Annotated in this window: 19 protein-coding genes; 7 read left to right on the plus strand and 12 right to left on the minus strand. The window is 32.5% G+C overall.

Annotation, left to right across the window (positions count from 1 at the left end; all coding sequences use genetic code 11):
• Nucleotides 1-133: 133 nt before the first annotated feature.
• Nucleotides 134-1702, plus strand: a complete 1569-nt coding sequence (locus SD960_RS01820; RefSeq protein WP_318800526.1) for a protein adenylyltransferase SelO — start codon at nt 134-136, stop codon at nt 1700-1702.
• A gap of 156 nt (nt 1703-1858) precedes the next feature.
• Here the strand turns inward: SD960_RS01820 and SD960_RS01825 are convergent, their stop codons facing one another.
• Nucleotides 1859-2824, minus strand: coding sequence for a YpdA family putative bacillithiol disulfide reductase (locus tag SD960_RS01825; RefSeq protein ID WP_318800527.1), 966 nt, complete (start codon nt 2822-2824; stop codon nt 1859-1861).
• A 7-nt stretch (nt 2825-2831) separates the two neighbouring features.
• Nucleotides 2832-3305 (minus strand): CYTH domain-containing protein, encoded by a 474-nt coding sequence (locus tag SD960_RS01830; RefSeq protein WP_318800528.1) that lies wholly within the window; start codon nt 3303-3305, stop codon nt 2832-2834.
• Between the two features lie 195 nt (nt 3306-3500).
• Here SD960_RS01830 and SD960_RS01835 point away from each other — a divergent pair, with 195 nt between their 5' ends.
• Nucleotides 3501-4409, plus strand: coding sequence for an OmpA family protein (locus SD960_RS01835; protein ID WP_318800529.1), 909 nt, complete (start codon nt 3501-3503; stop codon nt 4407-4409).
• Nucleotides 4410-4428: 19 nt separating this feature from the next.
• Nucleotides 4429-4977 carry a hypothetical protein gene (locus SD960_RS01840; protein WP_318800530.1) on the plus strand — a complete coding sequence of 183 codons (549 nt, stop codon included), beginning with the start codon at nt 4429-4431 and terminating at the stop codon, nt 4975-4977.
• A 47-nt stretch (nt 4978-5024) separates the two neighbouring features.
• On the opposite strand, the gene SD960_RS01845 is transcribed toward SD960_RS01840, so the two are convergent.
• From SD960_RS01845 to menD, 9 genes are all read right to left on the minus strand, one after another.
• Nucleotides 5025-6071: an o-succinylbenzoate synthase gene (locus SD960_RS01845; protein ID WP_318800531.1), complete on the minus strand. Its 1047-nt coding sequence runs from the start codon at nt 6069-6071 to the stop codon at nt 5025-5027.
• 102 nt (nt 6072-6173) lie between these two features.
• The gene (locus tag SD960_RS01850; RefSeq protein WP_318800532.1) at nt 6174-7376 is read right to left on the minus strand and encodes a hypothetical protein; all 1203 of its coding nucleotides are present in this window, start codon (nt 7374-7376) and stop codon (nt 6174-6176) included.
• A gap of 40 nt (nt 7377-7416) precedes the next feature.
• A complete protein-coding gene (locus SD960_RS01855; RefSeq protein WP_318800533.1) occupies nt 7417-7926 on the minus strand; it encodes a DUF2199 domain-containing protein in 510 nt (169 codons plus the stop codon).
• Between the two features lie 104 nt (nt 7927-8030).
• Nucleotides 8031-8708, minus strand: a complete 678-nt coding sequence (locus tag SD960_RS01860) for a metal-dependent hydrolase (protein WP_318800534.1) — start codon at nt 8706-8708, stop codon at nt 8031-8033.
• 29 nt (nt 8709-8737) lie between these two features.
• A complete protein-coding gene (menA, locus tag SD960_RS01865) occupies nt 8738-9700 on the minus strand; it encodes a 1,4-dihydroxy-2-naphthoate octaprenyltransferase (RefSeq protein WP_318800535.1) in 963 nt (320 codons plus the stop codon).
• A gap of 101 nt (nt 9701-9801) precedes the next feature.
• Nucleotides 9802-10635: a 1,4-dihydroxy-2-naphthoyl-CoA synthase gene (locus SD960_RS01870; protein ID WP_035681238.1), complete on the minus strand. Its 834-nt coding sequence runs from the start codon at nt 10633-10635 to the stop codon at nt 9802-9804.
• Between the two features lie 1063 nt (nt 10636-11698).
• Entirely contained in the window at nt 11699-12556 is an 858-nt protein-coding gene (locus SD960_RS01875) for a S1 RNA-binding domain-containing protein (protein ID WP_318800539.1), read from the minus strand.
• Between the two features lie 141 nt (nt 12557-12697).
• The gene (locus SD960_RS01880) at nt 12698-13039 is read right to left on the minus strand and encodes a DUF2853 family protein (protein ID WP_318800540.1); all 342 of its coding nucleotides are present in this window, start codon (nt 13037-13039) and stop codon (nt 12698-12700) included.
• Nucleotides 13040-13137: 98 nt separating this feature from the next.
• On the minus strand, nt 13138-14799 hold the full coding sequence (menD, locus tag SD960_RS01885; RefSeq protein WP_318800541.1) for a 2-succinyl-5-enolpyruvyl-6-hydroxy-3-cyclohexene-1-carboxylic-acid synthase: 1662 nt from the start codon (nt 14797-14799) through the stop codon (nt 13138-13140).
• A gap of 172 nt (nt 14800-14971) precedes the next feature.
• On the opposite strand from menD, the gene SD960_RS01890 reads away from it, so the two are divergent.
• Nucleotides 14972-16147: a thioredoxin family protein gene (locus SD960_RS01890; protein ID WP_318800542.1), complete on the plus strand. Its 1176-nt coding sequence runs from the start codon at nt 14972-14974 to the stop codon at nt 16145-16147.
• Nucleotides 16148-16187: 40 nt separating this feature from the next.
• The gene (locus tag SD960_RS01895; protein WP_318800543.1) at nt 16188-16685 is read left to right on the plus strand and encodes a GNAT family N-acetyltransferase; all 498 of its coding nucleotides are present in this window, start codon (nt 16188-16190) and stop codon (nt 16683-16685) included.
• Nucleotides 16686-16989: 304 nt separating this feature from the next.
• Here the strand turns inward: SD960_RS01895 and SD960_RS01900 are convergent, their stop codons facing one another.
• The gene (locus SD960_RS01900) at nt 16990-17577 is read right to left on the minus strand and encodes a glutathione peroxidase (RefSeq protein WP_318800544.1); all 588 of its coding nucleotides are present in this window, start codon (nt 17575-17577) and stop codon (nt 16990-16992) included.
• Between the two features lie 868 nt (nt 17578-18445).
• Between SD960_RS01900 and SD960_RS01905 the strand changes: the two genes are divergently transcribed.
• The gene (locus SD960_RS01905) at nt 18446-18976 is read left to right on the plus strand and encodes an RNA polymerase sigma factor (protein ID WP_115848275.1); all 531 of its coding nucleotides are present in this window, start codon (nt 18446-18448) and stop codon (nt 18974-18976) included.
• Entirely contained in the window at nt 18976-19764 is a 789-nt protein-coding gene (locus SD960_RS01910; protein WP_318800545.1) for an anti-sigma factor, read from the plus strand. The genes SD960_RS01905 and SD960_RS01910 overlap by 1 nt, the downstream gene beginning before the upstream one ends.
• Nucleotides 19765-19766 lie beyond the last annotated feature (2 nt).

Raw genomic sequence — 19766 nt, forward strand, 5'->3', positions numbered from 1 at the left:
ACATTTAAAAACAGCCACCAATTCACGAATTTATTTAAAAAAAATATACCTAATCATTCGTGAATTCGTGGCTTTTACTAATATAAAATCTTTTTAATCTGCGAAATCTGTGGCAAAAAAAGAAGAAACTCAAATGAAAAATTTAAAAATAAATAATAGATTTACTGCTGAACTACCCGCAGATCCTGATGAAACAAATGAAATTCGTCAGGTTAAAAATGCGTTATTTTCATATGTAAATCCAACAAAACCCACAGAACCAAAACTAATTCATGCCTCTAAAGAAGTTGCTGAATTGGTTGGAATTTCTGTAGATGAAATTCAGTCAGAAGCCTTTTTGAATGCATTTTCGGGAAAGGAAATTTTGCAGGAAACAAAACCTTACGCCATGTGTTATGCCGGACATCAATTCGGGAACTGGGCTGGGCAATTGGGTGATGGTCGTGCGATTAATCTAACTGAAGTTGAACATAATAACGAGTTTTTCACCCTTCAGTTAAAAGGTGCAGGAAAAACTCCGTATTCCAGAACTGCTGATGGTTTGGCCGTTTTGCGCTCTTCGATAAGAGAATATTTATGTGCCGAAGCCATGCATTATTTGGGAGTTCCCACTACCCGATCGCTTTCGCTAATGTTGTCTGGAGATCAGGTTTTGCGTGATATTTTATACAATGGAAATCCTGCTTACGAAAAAGGTGCTATCGTTTGTCGTGTTGCTCCGTCTTTTATTCGTTTTGGAAGTTTTGAAATGCTTACAGCCCGAAATGAACTTAAAAATTTAAAGCAATTTGTTGAATATAATATCAAACATTATTTTCCTGAAATTACTGGCGAGCCAAAGGAACAATATTTACAATTTTTCAAGAAAGTTGCTGATACAACCCGCGAAATGATTTTGCATTGGCAGCGTGTTGGTTTTGTACATGGCGTGATGAATACCGATAATATGTCAATTCACGGAATTACGATTGATTACGGCCCGTATGGCTGGTTAGAAAATTACGATCCAAACTGGACACCTAATACAACTGATAGTCAAAACAGAAGATATCGTTTTGGCAATCAGCCTCAGGTTGCTCAATGGAATTTGTATCAATTGGCCAATGCGCTTTATCCTTTAATAAATGAAGCAGAACCTTTAGAAAAAATTTTAGAATCGTTTATAAATGATTTTCAATCTGATTATAAAGTGATGTTTTTAAGTAAATTAGGTGTATTTACTTCAACTGAAGCTGACGATAAATTAGTTACCGCTTTAGAAACTGTTTTGCAATTATCTGAAACGGATATGACCATCTTTTTTAGAAATTTAAGTAAAATTAAAAAAGAAGATTCTGTAGAAAACGCTATTGAAAAAATTCAGGATGCTTTTTATATTCCTGAAGAAATTTCTGGAGACATTTTAGAATCCTGGAAAAAATGGTTTTCTGTTTACCTTGAAAGATTAAACAGTGAAACATTATCTGATGAAGATCGTGCACAAAAAATGAATACAATAAATCCAAAATATGTATTGCGAAATTATATGGCACAATTGGCCATCGACCATGCAGATCAGGAAGATTATTCGTTGATAAATGAATTGTACTTGTTATTGCAAAAGCCTTATGACGAGCAGCCGGAATCAGAAAAATGGTTTGCAAAACGACCAGACTGGGCACGTTCAAAAGTAGGTTGTTCTATGCTTTCTTGTAGTTCTTAAAAGTTTTTTTGCCACGGATTCACGAATTTTCACGAATTTATTGACAAAGAATGTCACATTGAGCGAAGTCGAAATGCACGCAAAGTGTTCTCGACTTCGCTCGAACTGACAAAAATATTAATTAGTGAAAATTCGTGAAATTCGGCGCAACATTTTTTATTTAGCAGTAATATAATCCACAATCATATTGGCGTGAATGCGGGAGTTTTCGATAAACCATTTATGTGTCTGCATTCCACCGCAAACTACTCCTGCCAAAAATAAACCTTCAACGTTTGTTTCCATGGTTTCAGGATTATACGTTGGTATTTTTAGTTCATCATTAGAAAGTTCAATACCCATTTTTTCAAGGAAATTCAAATCAGGTTTATATCCGGTTAAGGCAAGAACAAAATCATTTTCAATGGTCACTTTACCGTTTGGAGTTTCAATTTCAACTTCATTTTCTCCTATTTCAGTAATATTTGATTGAAAATAAGCTTTTATACTTCCCTCTTCAATTCGATTTTCAATATCTGGTTTTACCCAATATTTTACACGATTATTGATTTCGTTTTTGCGAATCACCATTGTTACATTAGCTCCTTTTCGCCAACATTCCAATGCAGCATCAACAGATGAATTGTTGGCGCCAACAACCACAATATTCCTAAAAGCATATTCGTGAGCTTCCTTATAGTAGTGTCTAACTTTTGGCAATCCCTCGCCTTTTACATTCATTTTGATCGGAATATCATAAAAACCTGTAGCGATAACAATATTTTTAGCTTCATAAGTTTTTTTATCAGAAGTTATTTTGAAAACCGAATTCCCTTGTTTTTCAACACTAAGTACTTCTTCAAACAAATTGATGGAAAAATTAAAATAGCGGTGAATGTTTCGATAATATTCTAAAGCTTCCTGACGACCGGGTTTTGGCGCAAGACAATTAAAAGGGATATTTCCAATTTCTAGTCTTTCGGCTGTTGAAAAAAAAGTCATGTACAACGGATAATTGAAAATACTGTTTACAATTGCACCTTTTTCAATAATTAGATAGCGTAAGTTTTTCTTTTGAGCTTCAATTGCGCAGGCTAATCCAATTGGACCGCCTCCAACAATTATCAAATCATATTCTGTCATAAATCTATTATTTTTCCCAGTCTTTAAAGGGATTTTTGCTCAAATAAGCGTTGTAATATCTTTTATCATTCGTAACTTCTTCTCCAAGCCACTCCGGTTTTTCAAAAGATTCTGTTTCTGATTCCAATTCAATTTCAGCCATTACCAAACCTTCATTTTCTCCGTAAAATTCATCTACTTCAAAAACATGTTTTCCGGCTTTTATTTCAAAACGAGTCTTTTCGATTTTACCTTTTTCGCATAGTTTTAGCAGTTCCTGCGCTTCATCAAGCGGGATTTCATTTTCCCACTCAAAGCGCGACATTCCACCATGCTGCCCAATTCCTTTTATCGTAATAAATCCTTTACTTCCTTTTATTCTCACACGCACCGTTCTTTCGGGAAGCGAACTCAAATAACCTTGTGCAATCTTATTTTGAGTAAAAGCCTGTTCTTTAAAATCATTTGATTTTACAAGAAACTTTCTTTCTATTTCAATCATTTTAACTCCAAATTAAATTTTTACTGCAAGTTACTCATTTTAATTCAGTTTGAAATTGCATTTTATCAATACCTTCTAATCAGTTAAATTTTGTAATCATCTCAAAAATAGAATGTTATATTTTAAATAACTGATTATTAAAGCATTTTGTATTTATTTTTTTGTTAATTTTGATAGGATCTAAACTTCATTACTATGTCTAAAAAAGCACTTTACCTATTAGGCATTGCTATAACAATTATTTTAGGCACTTTTTTATACCTGAAATTTTGTTGCAATTGCAGTATGAAATCGCCAGCTGTTGCCACCGAAAAAACACCCGGAGCTGCCAGAGATACCACTATGGTTCGTTTTGTTCTTAATGGTTCCGGAATTGATTTTCGTACTAGTGATAACCTTAAGTTCCTCAAAAACAGTTCGGCATTGCTTACTCCGGTAAGTGATTCTATTGGAATTGGAATTGAGAATCTTAAAACATTTTTAGCTTCAAATTCAAAACAAAAAGTAATAATTACAGGTTATGCTATTTCCAATGAAACCAATAACTCCACTTTTGAAAATCTCGGACTTGCAAGGGCAAATGAGGTTAAAAATTATTTTGTTTCTAAAGGTTTAACAGCAAGTCAGTTTGATACAAAAGGTGAAATTATAAACAATTGGAAAATGATTGCTGACACTCTTATTGGTCCGGTAGAATATAAATTTCCGGCTTTGGATACCACTACGGCCGTTAATAATGAATGGGATACTTTAAAGGAAAAGATCAATTCTGATCCTTTGATTCTACATTTTAACACGAATAAAGCAAGTGATGATTTAAATACCGTTGAAAAACAAAAAGTAAGTGATATTTTGAATTATCTAAAAAATGTTAATGACGCTACAGTTTTAATTGTGGGACATTCTGATAATGTTGGAAATCGTGATGCAAATGTAATTCTCGGACAAAAACGTGCTGAATTTTCTAAAGATTACCTTGTAAAAAATGGAATCGATGGCGAACGCATTACAACCGAATCAAAAGGTCCTGATGAGCCAATTGGAGAAAACACAACTCCCGAAGGCAAAGCCAACAACAGAAGAACGGTAATAACGATTAAATAATAATCAAAAATATACTATTATGAATATACCTTGTATTTTAATACCTGTGCTAGTGGGATTAATCTGTGGAATTTTAGGTTACTTACTAGGGAAAATGAATTCAAAAGGAGATGGTTCTCTTGCAGCTGATTTACAAGCCGATTTGGATGCGTGTAAAGCACATACAAAAAGCCTGAATACCAGAATTTCAGCTCTTGAAGCCGATTTAGCAGCAAAACTATCTAAACCAAACGCAACTCAGTCATTTGCAGCCACAACTCCCGTTTTTCTTTTTGATCAGGATTTGGCTGCATCGGTTTGCAATAAAAAAATAGAAGAGAATGATTTGAAAATTGTAGAAGGAATTGGACCAAAAATTGAAACTCTGATGAACGCCGCTGGAATCAGCACATGGAAGGAATTATCAGAAGCATCTACCGAAAAATTGCAAGCAATTCTGGATGCGGGAGGAGAAAACTATGCGATTCACAATCCTAGTACGTGGTCAAAACAAGCTTTACTTGCCTATGAAGGGAAATGGCAGGATCTAAAAGATTTACAGGAAAACTTATTGGGAGGAAAAGAATAAAGCCAATATTAATTAAACCTTAAAAACTGGTCAGAAGCCAGTTTTTTTTATGCTTTATCAAGAAAATCGGAATCCCAGCTTTTATCATTATTATACCATAATTGACCATTAGAAACTTCGAGCGGGCAATCGATATTATTATTGTAAAGTGCACCTGTTCCCAAACCTTGCGGCATTTTTGAATTTTGCAAAAAAGTCCATTGTGCAATGGCGTTCAAACCAATATTACTTTCTAATGCCGATGTAATCCACCAGCCAATATTATATTTATCTGCTAATGTTATCCATTCTTTTGTTCCTCTAAAACCTCCAACAAAACTTGGTTTCAGAATGATGTATTGTGGTTTAATTTCCTGCAGTAATTTTTCTTTTTCTTCGAATGAAAAAATGCCTATTAATTCTTCGTCTAATGCAATTGGAAATGGCGTTGTTTCGCACAAGTCCTTCATCGCTTTACTGTTTCCTTTTTTTATTGGTTGCTCAATACTATGAAGTTGAAATTGATTTAGTTGCTTTAATTTATCTAACGCTTCATTTAAGGCAAAAGCTCCATTTGCATCTACACGAATTTCTATTTGTTCTGCAGAAAAATGACTTCTTATAAACTGTAATAATTCCAATTCTTTTTGAAAATCGATTGCACCAATTTTCAATTTTATACAATTAAAACCAGCTGCTAATTTTTCTTCAATTTGCTCTTTCATGAAAGCAGCCTCTCCCATCCAAACCAATCCGTTTATGGTAATTGATTTAGTACTATTGGTAAAATCTGAAGGAAATAATAAATATGGATTTTCACTTTTTAAGGATAAAAAAGCCATTTCTACGCCAAATTGTATTGATGGAAATTCTAATAAAGCTTCCCAAAGTGCTGTTTCTCCTAAATGAATATTTTTACAAGTCCATTTTAGTTTTTCTTCATAATCGTCACGATCGTCGGCACTTAAACCACGCAAAATGCCACACTCGCCTATTCCTTTTTTACCGTCTTTTTCAAGTACAATAAACCAGGTTTCTTTTTCGGTCATAACGCCGCGCGACGTTCCTGACGGGCGTTTGAATTCGAGCATGTATTTGTGGTAAGTTGCTTTCAAGTTGGTATGTTTTTTAAAACATATAAGTTATATAAGTTCATTTAAATATTGCGTGGTGGCTAACTTAAATTTACTTATATAACTTATATGGTGGAAAATTTTTTAATTATAAAGTTTTAGAACTTTTTCGAAATCTTTAGATGGTAAACCTGCTTTTTGAAATGCGGCAAAATCTAATTTTGTTTTTTCTATCCAGCTTAAACTGTCAGTAACATTTTGAGTCTGATATTTTTTATAAATCGCTTTTGCTTCGCTGTAGTCATCACTAACCAAATAAACATGCGCCAGATTTAATTTGACCAATAATTCTGTGTCGTCCAATTTCTCACCTTCTTTTAATGATTTTATAGCTTTTGCATATTGCTTAGTCAAAATATAACAATAGCCTATCGAACTGTAGTCCAGTGCAGTTGCTTTTCCGTCATTAATTATAGTATTTAATTTCGGAATTGCTTCATTGTATTTTTGTTGTTTTATTAAAGCTGAAGCCTGATTTCTCAAATCATTATAAACATTTTTTGATATGTCAGCATCTTTGTAGCAGGCATTCCCAAAATCTTTATAAACTTTATTCTTTTCGATTGGCAATAACTTTTGAAACTCCGAGTAACGATATTGTTTTGTTATTTTATCCATAATGCAAACACAAAAATCATCAGAATTGGCCATTTTTTGTGCCATTGTAGATGTTTTGCATAAGCTGATAATCTCGTTTTTATTGTCCTGGTTCCAGCCTCTATTCAGTTTTGTATCGACCCACGGCACGACTTCCAAAACTATTTTTTGATTTAAAACCCAGTTTTTACTGTGAAAACCAAACCATATTGTACTTACGTTTTCTCCCAAACAAGAAGATTTATCAAGCGATAATCGTTTAGCATCTTTGCTTACGGCATCAACCTGAGCGTAACAAGCCTTGTCTGTTTTACCGTCTTCAATATATTTTTTTGCATTTTCTCCCGAAGTAAATAATGCGTAAGTACAAGTATCGTCTCCTGAAATTTTTGACATTAAAAAAACTGCTCCGGCAGAGCCCTGACTGATTCCTGTAGGATCTGGAATTGCTTTTAATACTGAAACTAAACTATTTGCCATTTGTTGGTTTTCGTCCAGAAGCGTAATTCTGTATACGATTTCAGTTGTTCCAACAGGTAAATCTTCAGTTGTCAGAGTAATACGGTCCCGTGCATAAACAATAATTTCTTTTGTAGTGGCGCGTTCTTTGTCCCAATAACCATCTTTTTGTGCAAAAGTGTTATAAGAAATTGTTATTAAAAGAAATAGGGCTATTTGTTTTAAATTCATTTTAGAAAATTTAGTTTAAATATTCATGCAAATTTCAAGCCTAATTTTTTAGCATTCCCTGAATTCTTTTTTCAGCTTCTTCTTTTGTAATTCCTTCATAATAATCTTTTACAAAAGGATGGTCAAAATCCTGATGAGGAAAAATTTCCGGTCTGTCATTGCCACTTTTGGTTACAACGGTTGTAGGAACGCTATTTGAAAATTTATATTGTGGGATATAATTGCAAAGCCACCCAAAATATTGTGTTTCATGATTTTCATTATCAAAATTTTCGAGATAATCCTTAAAACTTTTTTCGCTTAAGGAAACCCAAAAACCATATTCAAGGTCTTCACAATGGTCGTTCACTTTTTGAATAAGAACACATCTGACAAATCGATCTACATGATCCGGGTACTTAATTACACAAAAATCCTGATCGATTACAGCTATTTCTTCCCGCTCTTCAGTGGAAAGATTGTAGTAACTACTTGGTGAATTGTATGTTAGTGCAGGCCAACTTTCATGTTCTTTACCACAGCACTCACAAATAAACTTACTATTATCCATATTAATTATCGCAAAAAATCTTTTTTTTAAATTTCGATAAAGCATATTCTTTTGTGGTTCCTCACATTTCGGGAACCACAAAAAAAATATGATGAAGCTTTTAACTACAATTCAATAGATTCTCCAATTCCTAAAAGCATTAAATCTTTTCCTTTATCGAAAAATTTGCGAATAGATTCTTCTTTATTGATTTCGATATAACCAAAAGTATCAAAATGATACCCTAAGATTTTATCACATTCTACAAAATCAGAAGCAATTATAGCGTCTTCAACATCCATTGTAAAATTATTTCCAATTGGAAGAATTGCCAAATCTAATTTTGTTCTTAACGGAATCAATTTCATGTCCATTGTAAGAGCTGTGTCTCCGGCAATGTATATGTTTTTATGTTCGCTTTCTATTACGAAACCACCAGGATTTCCTCCGTAACTTCCGTCAGGAAAAGAACTTGAGTGAATTGCGTTTACATATTTTACTTTTCCGAAATCGAATTTCCAGCTTCCGCCGTGATTCATCGGATGTGCATTAAGTCCTTGTTTTGCGTAATAACTTGTAATTTCTGCATTAGAAACGATTACCGCGTTGGTACGAGTTGCAATAGCTTCAACATCAAGAACGTGATCGCCATGTGCATGAGTTAATAAAATATAATCAGCTTTTAATGTATTTATATCGATTGCTGCCGCTTGTGGATTTCCTGTAATAAAAGGATCAACAATTATATGTTTTCCTCCCACTTCAATGCCTAAAGAAGCGTGTCCGTAAAATGTAATTTTCATTTGATAAGTTTTTAAAATTGAACTTTATTTTATCTTCCGCCTAAGAAGAGGTTAACAATAATGTCTGAAATCAACGAGATCATGCATACAGTTAATAATATAGAAAGTAAGAATGTACTAAGTGCGAGTTTTTTTAATTCCGGATCTAATAACTTAGGATTCTGGTTTTTATAAACGGTAATTAAATGTTTTGTTAAAGGGATATAAGCCAATAAAAATAAATATTGATCGAAACGATAATCACTCAATATTGCAAAAACAACAACCAAAAGCATGGCTGTTATAATCAATGCAAAATGGTAGATTTTTGCTTTTGCTCCGCCAATTTGAACTACAATTGTATTTTTTCCTGATTTTTTGTCTGATTCTTCATCACGCATATTATTGAGGTTTAAAACTCCAACGCTTAATAAACCAATTGAAACTGCAGGTAAAATTAAAATAGGATCTACTTCTTTCGAATACAAAAAATTTACTCCCAAAGTACTTACAAGTCCGAAGAATACAAAAACAAAAACATCTCCAAAACCTTTGTAACCGTAAGCAGAATTACCAACTGTGTAACGAATTGCAGAAATAATGGCAGCGATTCCTAATAAAAGAAAAAATATAGAGTATCCGAAGTTACTTTCTCCAAAAGCAAAATAGATTAAAATAATTGCTGATAAAAGTGTCAATATCGAAGTAATTATGATGGCTTTTTTCATTGCCTGCGGCGTAATTACACCACTTTGTATAGCACGTTGCGGACCAACTCTGTCGGCATTATCAGTACCTTTTACACCGTCTCCATAATCATTTGCAAAATTGGATAAAACCTGTAGACCAAGTGTCGTTAAAAGTGAAAAACCAAAAATTTTCCAGCTAAAAACTTCAGTTGGTGTATTGATAGTTTCCGTTGGGTGTGATAGGGCATATATGCTTCCTACTATTATTCCGGAAACTGATAAAGGCAATGTGCGCAGTCTGGCGGCTTCAATCCAATGTTTCATTATGTTTTGTTTAGTTTTGAATTTGTTTCAGGTTTCAGGTTTCAAGTTTTGGGTTGAGTTTCGCAACTTGAAACCTGAAACTTGAAACAATTTTTAACTTCTTATGGCAACCATTTATTTTCTCCGAAATTTGGTTTTCTTTTTTCTAAAAACGCATTTCTTCCTTCTTTTGCTTCTTCGGTCATATAAGCCAAACGTGTTGCTTCTCCTGCAAATACCTGCTGACCAACCATTCCGTCATCGGTTAAATTCATTGCAAATTTTAGCATTTTTATAGAAGTTGGTGATTTTTGAAGAATTTCCTGAGCCCATTCATAGGCAGTGTCTTCAAGCTCATCATGTGGAATTACAGCATTTACCATTCCCATATCCATTGCTTCCTGAGCTGAATAGTTTCTTCCTAAAAAGAAAATCTCACGTGCTTTTTTCTGTCCCACCATTTTAGCAAGATAGGCAGATCCGTAACCACCATCAAAACTGGTTACATCAGCATCGGTTTGTTTAAAAATAGCATGTTCTTTACTGGCCAAAGTCATGTCGCAAACCACATGTAAACTATGTCCGCCACCAACTGCCCAACCAGGAACAACGGCAATAACCACTTTGGGCATAAAACGAATTAAACGTTGTACTTCCAGAATATTTAAACGGTGCTGGCCATCTTCGCCAACATAACCCTGATGTCCACGAGCATTTTGATCTCCTCCGCTGCAAAAAGAATAAACACCATCTTTTGTTGATGGTCCTTCTGCCGAAAGTAAAACTACCCCAATCGAAGTATCTTCCTGTGCGTCGTAAAAAGCCTGGTATAATTCTGAAGTCGTTTTTGGGCGAAAAGCATTTCTAACATTTGGTCTGTTAAAAGCAATTCTTGCAACTCCATTACATTTTTTATAAGTTATATCTTCAAATTCTCTGGCAGTAATCCAATCCATTTCTATTTGTCTATTTTAAATAATTATAGTGTAAAAATAAACCATTTTTACATTTTTACCTACTCAATTTACTTTAAGTCTTTACTAAATTGTGGTTGAATGTTAACAAATAGTATTTACTTACAAAAAATAACATTATTTAACATTCGTTTTAAAAAAAAATAAGTAATTTTACGGCCTAGAAATCAATTAGATACATTTATTTCATTGATTTCAGATTGATTTTCTTTCACTGATTTATTAACCTAAAAAATGATTTTTTTGAGAAAATTTAAAAAATTTGTCGCTCATTTTTTTGGGGTTTTGAATACTAAAACTTTAATTGATGGGCAAATGGTTTATGCGTTTGTAAAAACTCAAAGAAGAGATAGTAACACCTAAGGTTAAAAAATAGAATTGTTCACTCAATTTGTCTAGCAAGGATTACGATAATGGGGACTTAATTTAAATTGAAAACTTTCTATAAATATAAATATCAAACAAACCAAATGGTTCTGCCGTGAAATTGATTTTTTGCTGTTGATGCGAATGTTATAAACTATTTAAAGACATACCAATCACGACGATGATTTCTAAAATTTTTAAAGTTATTATCTTAAATGATTGATTCGAATAATTTTATTTCTGTTTTTTTTTAATTACAATTTTTTTTAAAACTAGAATAAAAAGGGAAAGGCTACTTGTAATGAGTAGCCTTTCCTGTTATAAATGGTTTAAATTCCAAAAAATAAAATACAAATTCCAAACCAAATGAGACAAAGTCAAAACCTATCGAGAAAGAAAAAAATTTACCGCAGAGAACGCTAAGTTTTTTTACTCTTAGTTTTTATAAAAAAGCAAAGTTCACAAAGCTTTGTGTTGATTTAGCTTTGCGAACTCTATGCTTTTTAAGGCATCCTTAAGTGAAGCCTTTGCGTTCTCTGCGTTAAAAAATAATCAGTAAGTTATTATCCACAACATTTAGTGTTGATCCAATTTTTAGATTTCAAGTAAATAAAAATTCCAAACTCCAATATATTAAATGCTATTGGAATTTGGAATTTTAAAATATTGGAATTTAATTTTAATTTTCCTGAATCAGATAAATTCCGTCTTCTTTGATTTCGATGAGTTTATCTTTATACAAAGCACCAACGGCCTTTTTAAAAGTTTTTTTGCTCATTTTTAATACTGTTTTAATGTCTTCGGGATGAGAATTATCATTTAAACGTAAAAAGCCTCTGTTCGCACGCAATTCATCTAAAATTTTCTCTGCATTTGGCTCAATACTTTGATATCCCTGCACTTGCAAAGCAACATCTATTTTATTGTCAGGACGAATGTTTTTAATATATCCACGCAGTCTGTCGCCGGTTCTAATCGCGTCGTCGTAAACTTCATCTTTATATAACAAACCTTTGTGCTGCTCATTGATGATCACATTTATCCCTAATTCGGTAATATGCGATACAATCAAATCAACTTCTTCTCCTTTTTCAACTGTAAGCCGATCGTTTGACAAAAATTGGTTCAATTTACTTGAAGCCACCAAACGATTTGTTTTTTCGTCCATATAAAGATAAACCAGGTAACGTTTTCCTTTTTCCATAGGACGAGCCTGTTCTTTAAACGGAACCAGAATGTCTTTTTCCATTCCCCAATCCATAAAAGCACCAACCTGATTGATGTAATTTACTCGCAAAAGAGCAAATTCATTCAATAAAATATAAGGTTCAAGAGTTGTTGCAACCGGACGCTGTTCATGATCTAAATAAACAAAAACGATAAGTTCTTCGCCTATTTCAAATTCATTGGGAACGTATTTATTGGGTAATAATATATCGTGAATTCCTTCGGGATCTTTTTCAGGATTCCCTAAAAACAAACCAACTTTGGTATCACGTAATATAGTTAGTGTATTGTATTTTCCTATTTCAATCATATTCTAAGTTTCTAAGCTGATAAGCAACTAAGTTTCTAAGGCGCAAATGTACGAAGTTTGAAAATGGTTCGCAGAAAAATATTCCACATAAAAAGGAAAAAGCACCAAATAAATGGTGCTTTTGTATATAATCGTTTCGATTTATTTGTAAACACTCTCTTTTTTAAAGTGCACTGTCAATAAATAATAAACTACAGCTCTGTATTTGTGTTTATTGGCTTTACCATACTTTTCTAAAACTGCGTGAATTGCAGTATCTAATTCAGGACTTTTTGGTAAACCCAATTTTTTTATTAGGAAATTTTTCTTAACCGTTTCCAATTCAGATGGCTGGCTTCCGGCAACTGTAGATGCATCTGGGTTGTATATAGACGGTCCGCAACCAATTGTTACTTTAGTCAATAAATCCATATTTGGCGTTACACCACATTTTTCCTTTAAATCTTCTGCATATTTTTTAATTAATTCTTCTCTTGCACTCATAATAAACAGTTATTTGATTGTTATTTTAAAACATCAAACTTACATATTTATTTTACAATTACAATTATTTTAACCCAATTTAACTTACAAATTATAAATTAGATTAATTCCTTGAAAAATTGATTTAAAATGAAATTGTTTTCTAAGGTTGGCGTAAATATTTCCAGAATAGCCGGCGTGTTATTCTGACTGTATAATGAATCAATACCCTCATTTAAAGACTTCAAATCAGTTGCTGTTAAATAGTTCATTTTATACATTTTAGCCAAATGTTCAGCTGTTAATTGATGTGATGTTTCAAAATAAGTATTAAAGACAGGTTTTTCTTCATGACCCGGCAAAATCCTGAATATTCCTCCCCCTCCATTATTAATCAATATAATTTTGAAGTTATTAGGAATATAAGAATTCCACAAAGCATTACTATCATACAAAAAGCTAATATCGCCGGTTATAAAAACATTTTGCTTTTTACTCCCTACCGAAGCTCCTACTGCCGTTGATGTGCTTCCATCAATTCCGCTTGTGCCACGGTTACAAAATACCTCTATAGAACTATCAATATCAATTAATTGGGCATATCGAATTGCCGAACTGTTGCTTATTTGCAATTGACTGTTTTTGGGTAAAGTTTCTATTATTTTTTCAAAAACCTGAAAATCAGAAAAGGGTATTTTACTGAGATATTCCTGCTTTCTTATTTTTCGCAAATCGTAAATCTTGTTGATTTTAGAAAAATAATCACTTTCTACAAATGTTGTTTTAGAAAGTAAATTGGTAAAAAAATCATTTGGCTGCATCACAATATGTTTTGTTTTTGCATCAAACGTATCGTAGGCGCGCAAAGTATCTATGTGCCAATGTTGTTTTGGTTTGTATTTTCGCAAAAAAGCCTTGATTCTTTTCGAAACAATCATTCCGCCAAAAGTCAATAAAATTTCTGGTTGAAAGTCTTCAAAATCACCATTTTCAAATGGAGTAATTAAAGTATCGATACTATTAATAAAACTTGGATGATGAAGATTAGAAGTCGTTTCTGTCAGCACAACAACCGAAGGATCATTTGCCAAATTTTGAATAATTTCATTATCAATAGTATTGGCTTCGTTAACGCCAACCATTACTAATTTACGCTTGGCAGAGTTCCAGATTGAAACTAATTCTCCACTGTTTTCTATAGTTTTTGTTCCGATAATCTCTTCGGAAACCGTAATTTTCGGGTGAACCGAAAGTGTATCTACCGTTTGATAAAGTGGCTCTTCAAACGGAGCATTGATATGAACAGGGCCTTTTTGAAGAATTGCAGTTTCGATCGCTTTATTGATTTTTAAATCATTTTCTTCTGAAGCTTCTTCAGTTAAATTAGCATTAAAAACAGAATGATTCTGAAAAACATTTTCCTGACGAATCGTTTGTCCATCACCAATATCAATTTTACTTTGCGGACGATCTGCAGAGATTACGATTAAAGGAATCTGGCTGTAAAATGCTTCGGCAAAAGCAGGATAATAATTTAATAATGCTGATCCTGAAGTACATATAACAGCTGTTGGCTGTTTAATTTGCTGGGCAATTCCCAATGCAAAAAAAGCGGCGCTACGCTCATCTGCAATACTGTAACAGGTAAAATTAGGATTTTGGGCAAAACCTATAGTTAAAGGTGCGTTTCTTGATCCTGGAGAAATTATAATATTGGTGATTCCTTTTGCTAAACAAATTTCGATAATGCTTTGTGCAAGCGGTATTTTGGGGTAAATCATTCTTATAATGTATTATTTTTATAAAGAAATCTTTAAGAGCAAGATTAACTTTTGATAGTACAAAGTTACAAACTTCGCACTGGATTTAACTTATAAATTAGGAAGATATTAAGACTGCTTTTGTAAAAAGAGGATATATTTGTGAAACGAAATTCCCGGTAAAAATTACAATATGCGTTTCTTATATATACTTTTTATATTCATTTCAATTCAAACAATAAAATCTCAAAATCAGTTTATTCCTGATGATGTTCCTTATAAAACTGCTTTAGAAACTGCAAAAAATACAGGAAAACCACTTTTCGTAATGCTATATGCTGATTGGTGCCCACATTGCAATCAAATGAAAAACGAAGTTTTTAGCGATGCAGCCGTAATGGATTTTCTGAAGAAAAATTATATCTGCGTTTGGAAAAATATTGAAAAGGAAGAAGGTATTGCGCTGAAAGACAAATTCAATACCAAATCATTGCCGACTTTTTTGTTTTTGGATGATAATGAAACGCTTTTGTATGCTTTAAAGGGCGAAATGAAAAAAGCTGATTTCATGAACGAGGCCAATTTTGCTTTGAATCCTAAAATGCAATTGCCTTATCTGGAAAAAGAGTTTTTAGCCGATAAAAGCAATTCAACTAAGTTTTTTGCTTATTTAAACACTTTAAAAAAAGGAAAAGACCGAACAGAACTATCGATTCCAACACACATTTATCTTGAAACACAATCAGATAATCAACTAGTTAGCGAAACAAACTGGCGTGTTATTGCCAATGGTGTAACTGATATTAATTCGAGGGAATTTCAATACGTTTTAAAACACCAAAAGGAGTTTGCCGCCGTAGCTTCGCAAAATCGTGTTGATCGAAAAATAGAAAATATTGTAACAGAGTTATTGCGCCCTTATATAGATAATTTGGATACGATAAACTATTATAAACAAAGAGAAACTGCAAAGTCAATTCGTTTGCAAAAAACAGATTCACTAGTTTTTAAGTTTGATTTAACTCTGGCAGAAAGAACCGAAAAATGGCAGTTTTATAAAAAAGTTACTCTTGAAGACACTCAAAAATTAGTTTGGAATGATGCCAGCTTCCTAAAAGATATTGGACAAACTTATTTGAAACACATTACTGACGAGGAAAGCCTGAAAAAATCAATTTTCTGGGTAAAACATTCTTTAGAATTAAACGATTCTTATGATGGTAATCTGCTGACTGCAAGGTTGTGTAATAAAATAAAAGATAAAAAATCAGCTTTAAAATACGCTAAAGATGCCAAAACAATTGCAAAGGAAATGAATTGGAATTCTAAAGATGTTGATGTTTTATTAGCTGAATTAAATAACAAATAAAATTTCAAAATATAAATTCCAAATTCCAATTATAACCATCATGAATACAATACTTAGACCCGCAACAACAAAAGATTTAGATAAAATTCTTGAAATTGTAAATCATTCTATTTTACATACAACAGCAAATTATAGTTATGATATTCAGACTCTTGAAGTGCAGACAAAATGGTTTGAAGATAAAAAAGCTAAAAACCTGCCTATTGTTGTAGCCGATTTAGATGGCGAAGTAGTTGGTTTTGGGAGTTATGGTCAATTTCGTGAAAAAATTGGTTACCAATATACCGTAGAACATTCTGTTTATGTTGTAGATCATGTAATAGGAAAAGGAATTGGTTCTAAATTACTGACAGAATTAATTCGTTTGGCAAAAGAACAAGGCTACCATGTAATGATTGGCGCCATCGATGCTGATAATGCCGGAAGTATTGCCTTTCATGAAAAATTTGGTTTTGTAGCTACAGGAACGATTCGCGAAGTGGGATATAAGTTTGATCACTGGCTTGATTTGGTATTTATGCAGTTGATATTGAAGTAGATCCTATTTTTTACCGCAAAGACCGCCAAGAATTTACGCAAAGATCGCGAGGATTTTTAAAGTTTTTTATGACCACAAAGTAAAACACTCAAGAACATAAGATTGTTATAAAAAAATCCGTACAAATCCGCGTTTTCGCTTGCGAATCAGCGTCATCCGCGTTCAATATCGCTTCAATATAACTTTTGTCGATGCAGCAATTGCGATCGCTTCGTTCCAAGCAAAGATGTACTTTGTTGTAAAAAAAAATCCACAAACTTGAGAAATTCAAATTTGCGGACTTTTAGGTTTGATAGTTTTCTAATTAACTTTTTATCCAGTTGATAACTTCAGGATCTGTTGGCAAAGTTTTTGGCTTGATAACTTTAACCAATTCGCCTTTTTCGTTAATTAAATATTTTTGAAAGTTCCATTCTACTTCAGAATCCTGTAAACCATTTTTAGACTTCTGGGTCAGGAATTTATATACTTCGCACATGTCATCGCCTTTTACAGAAACTTTGTCCATCATAGGGAAAGTTACTCCGTAATTTTGTTGGCAAAAAGCGCCGATTTCCTCATTTGTACCCGGTTCCTGAGAAGCAAAATTGTTTGCAGGAAAACCTACAATTACAAAACCTTTGTCCTTATATTCTTTGTAAATTGCTTCAAGATCTTTGTATTGAGGCGTTAATCCGCACTTTGAAGCGGTATTTACAATCATTACTTTTTTACCTTTTAAAGAAGCAAAATCAAATGAATTTCCTGATAAATCTTCTACTTTAAATTGATAAATAGTTTCTTTTGTCATGACTTTATCCATTTTAGGCGTTTTCGTTTTATTAGTTTGCGCCTGGTTTTGGCAACTAAATAAAAGTAGTGCACCATACGCCATTATTATAATTTTTTTCATGTTTAGATTTTTTATAAAATTAATCAAAATCAGTTTCTTAAAGAGATTTTGACTGCTTATTTTTTCTTAATCATAAGTTAAATAAAAAAATGAAGCCTAACGTTAATCACTCGTTAGGCTTCTCCCCATACAAACAAATCAAACCATGAAATTAATTTTATATATTTTTTTTATTTAAATTATAGCTGATGCACTGCGGTTATGACGAAAAATTCTTTGTTCCCTGAATTGTTAAACTTCCAAATACTTTCTGAGTGGTGTTTACAATTTTTAAATGGCTTATTTTCCTGGTAGTTTTTAAATTCCGGAAATTTTCAGTCTGGAAGTCCGAGTAGCATCAACTATAAAATTTTATAAATCTTGATTTACATCTTTCTTATAAGAACTGCTATTATCTAAATTACCTATTTGATGTATTGTTGAAGAACTATGTCTAACAATACCTTTTCGAAGAATAGTATCTGTGGAATTTGAATACTGCAAGACACTAGTTAAGGCAATTATCAGTATTTTTAATTTATTTACGTTACTCATGATGTTTTTTTTGATTATTAAATTTCTTTTTTAATACTCTTAAAAGGCTCATACTAATCTTATATAAATCAAATTTTTAATCGGCTTTTATCTTTATTTTTTCAATCTGTATTATTTCACTTACTTTTATAATTGTATATACGAAAGAGATTAAATTTTGGTTTTAAAAAAATCAAAAAAAGTAAAAAAAAAGTATTTTTTCTATAAACCCCTTATTTTTAAAGGGCTGAGAACAATAAAAAAAAAGTATTTTTTCATAAAAAAATAAATTATCTTTATCTCATTGTAATAAAATATTTCCTAAAATTTTGTTTAAGCTTAAAAACCAAAATGTATGAGTCAAGAAGAATTATTAGTTTTAATTTACAAAAAAGACGAAAGAGCTTTTACCCATTTGTATGATATGTATTCTAAAAGTTTGTTTTCGGTCATCAATGTTCTCGTAAAAAACCGTGAAGAAGCTGAAGATGTTTTGCAGGAAGTTTTTGTAAAAATCTGGAAAAATATAGATTCATATAACGAAGGTAAAGGTCGTTTTTACACCTGGATCCTTAATATAGCTCGTAATACGAGCATCGATAAGCTAAGATCCAAAAATTTTAATAATAGCCAAAAAAACCTTTCTTCGGATAATTTCGTAAATCTGTTAGATGACAGTAATAAACTCACTAATAAAATTGACACCATTGGGATTCAGGAATTTGTAAAAAAATTGAAACCAAAGTGTATTGAAATTATTGACTTATTATTTTTTAAAGGATACACTCAACAAGAAGCGTCAGAAGAGCTGGCAATTCCGTTAGGTACTATCAAAACGCAAAACAGAAACTGTATTAACGATTTACGTAATTATTTAAAAATATAATGGAAGCACAAGAGTATATAGAATCAGGAATTTTAGAACTTTATGTTTACGGTTTATTAACCGAAACAGAAAACCTGGAGATAGCCGAAATGGCAAAGAAAAATCCCGAGGTTGAACAGGAGATTCTTGAGATAGAAAAAGCTATTATAGCTTTATCATCAAGTTTTTCACCTTTTCATTCTGTAGCTAATTTCGAAAAGATAAAAGCACGCCTCGAGCTGAAACACGGCAAAGTAGTCGATATGAAACCGGCATCAAACTGGTCTCAATATGTGGGCTGGGCAGCTGCGGTTTTAATGCTTTTAGGACTTGGATATCAAACTTTAGAATTAACAAAAACCAAGCAAGCTATTGCAACTGTTGGTAATGAAAAGAATAAAATTCAGAGAGAGTTTGCTTATTTAGATCAGCAAAATAAAGAAACAGAGAAAAACTTAACGATTGTTCGGGACATCAAAAATACAGGTGTAACACTTGGCGGTCAGGCGGTTTCTCCAACATCTTTTGCCAAAGTATATTGGAACAAAAACACCAAAACGACTTATATAGATGCTGCAGGTTTACCAAAACCTCCAAAAGGAATGGTTTATCAGGTTTGGTCCTTAAAATTAAGTCCGGTTCTTACGCCAACAAGTATTGGTTTACTGGATAATTTTGAAGAAAATGATCAAAAGATTTTTGCTGTAGAACAAACAGATTCGGCAGAAGCTTTTGGAATTACACTTGAGCCGGCCGGAGGAAGTGCAACGCCTACAATGGAACAATTATATACTTTAGGAAAAGTTTAAAA

Source organism: Flavobacterium sp. MMLR14_040 (genome assembly GCF_033657265.1).
In the GTDB taxonomy this organism is placed as follows: domain Bacteria; phylum Bacteroidota; class Bacteroidia; order Flavobacteriales; family Flavobacteriaceae; genus Flavobacterium.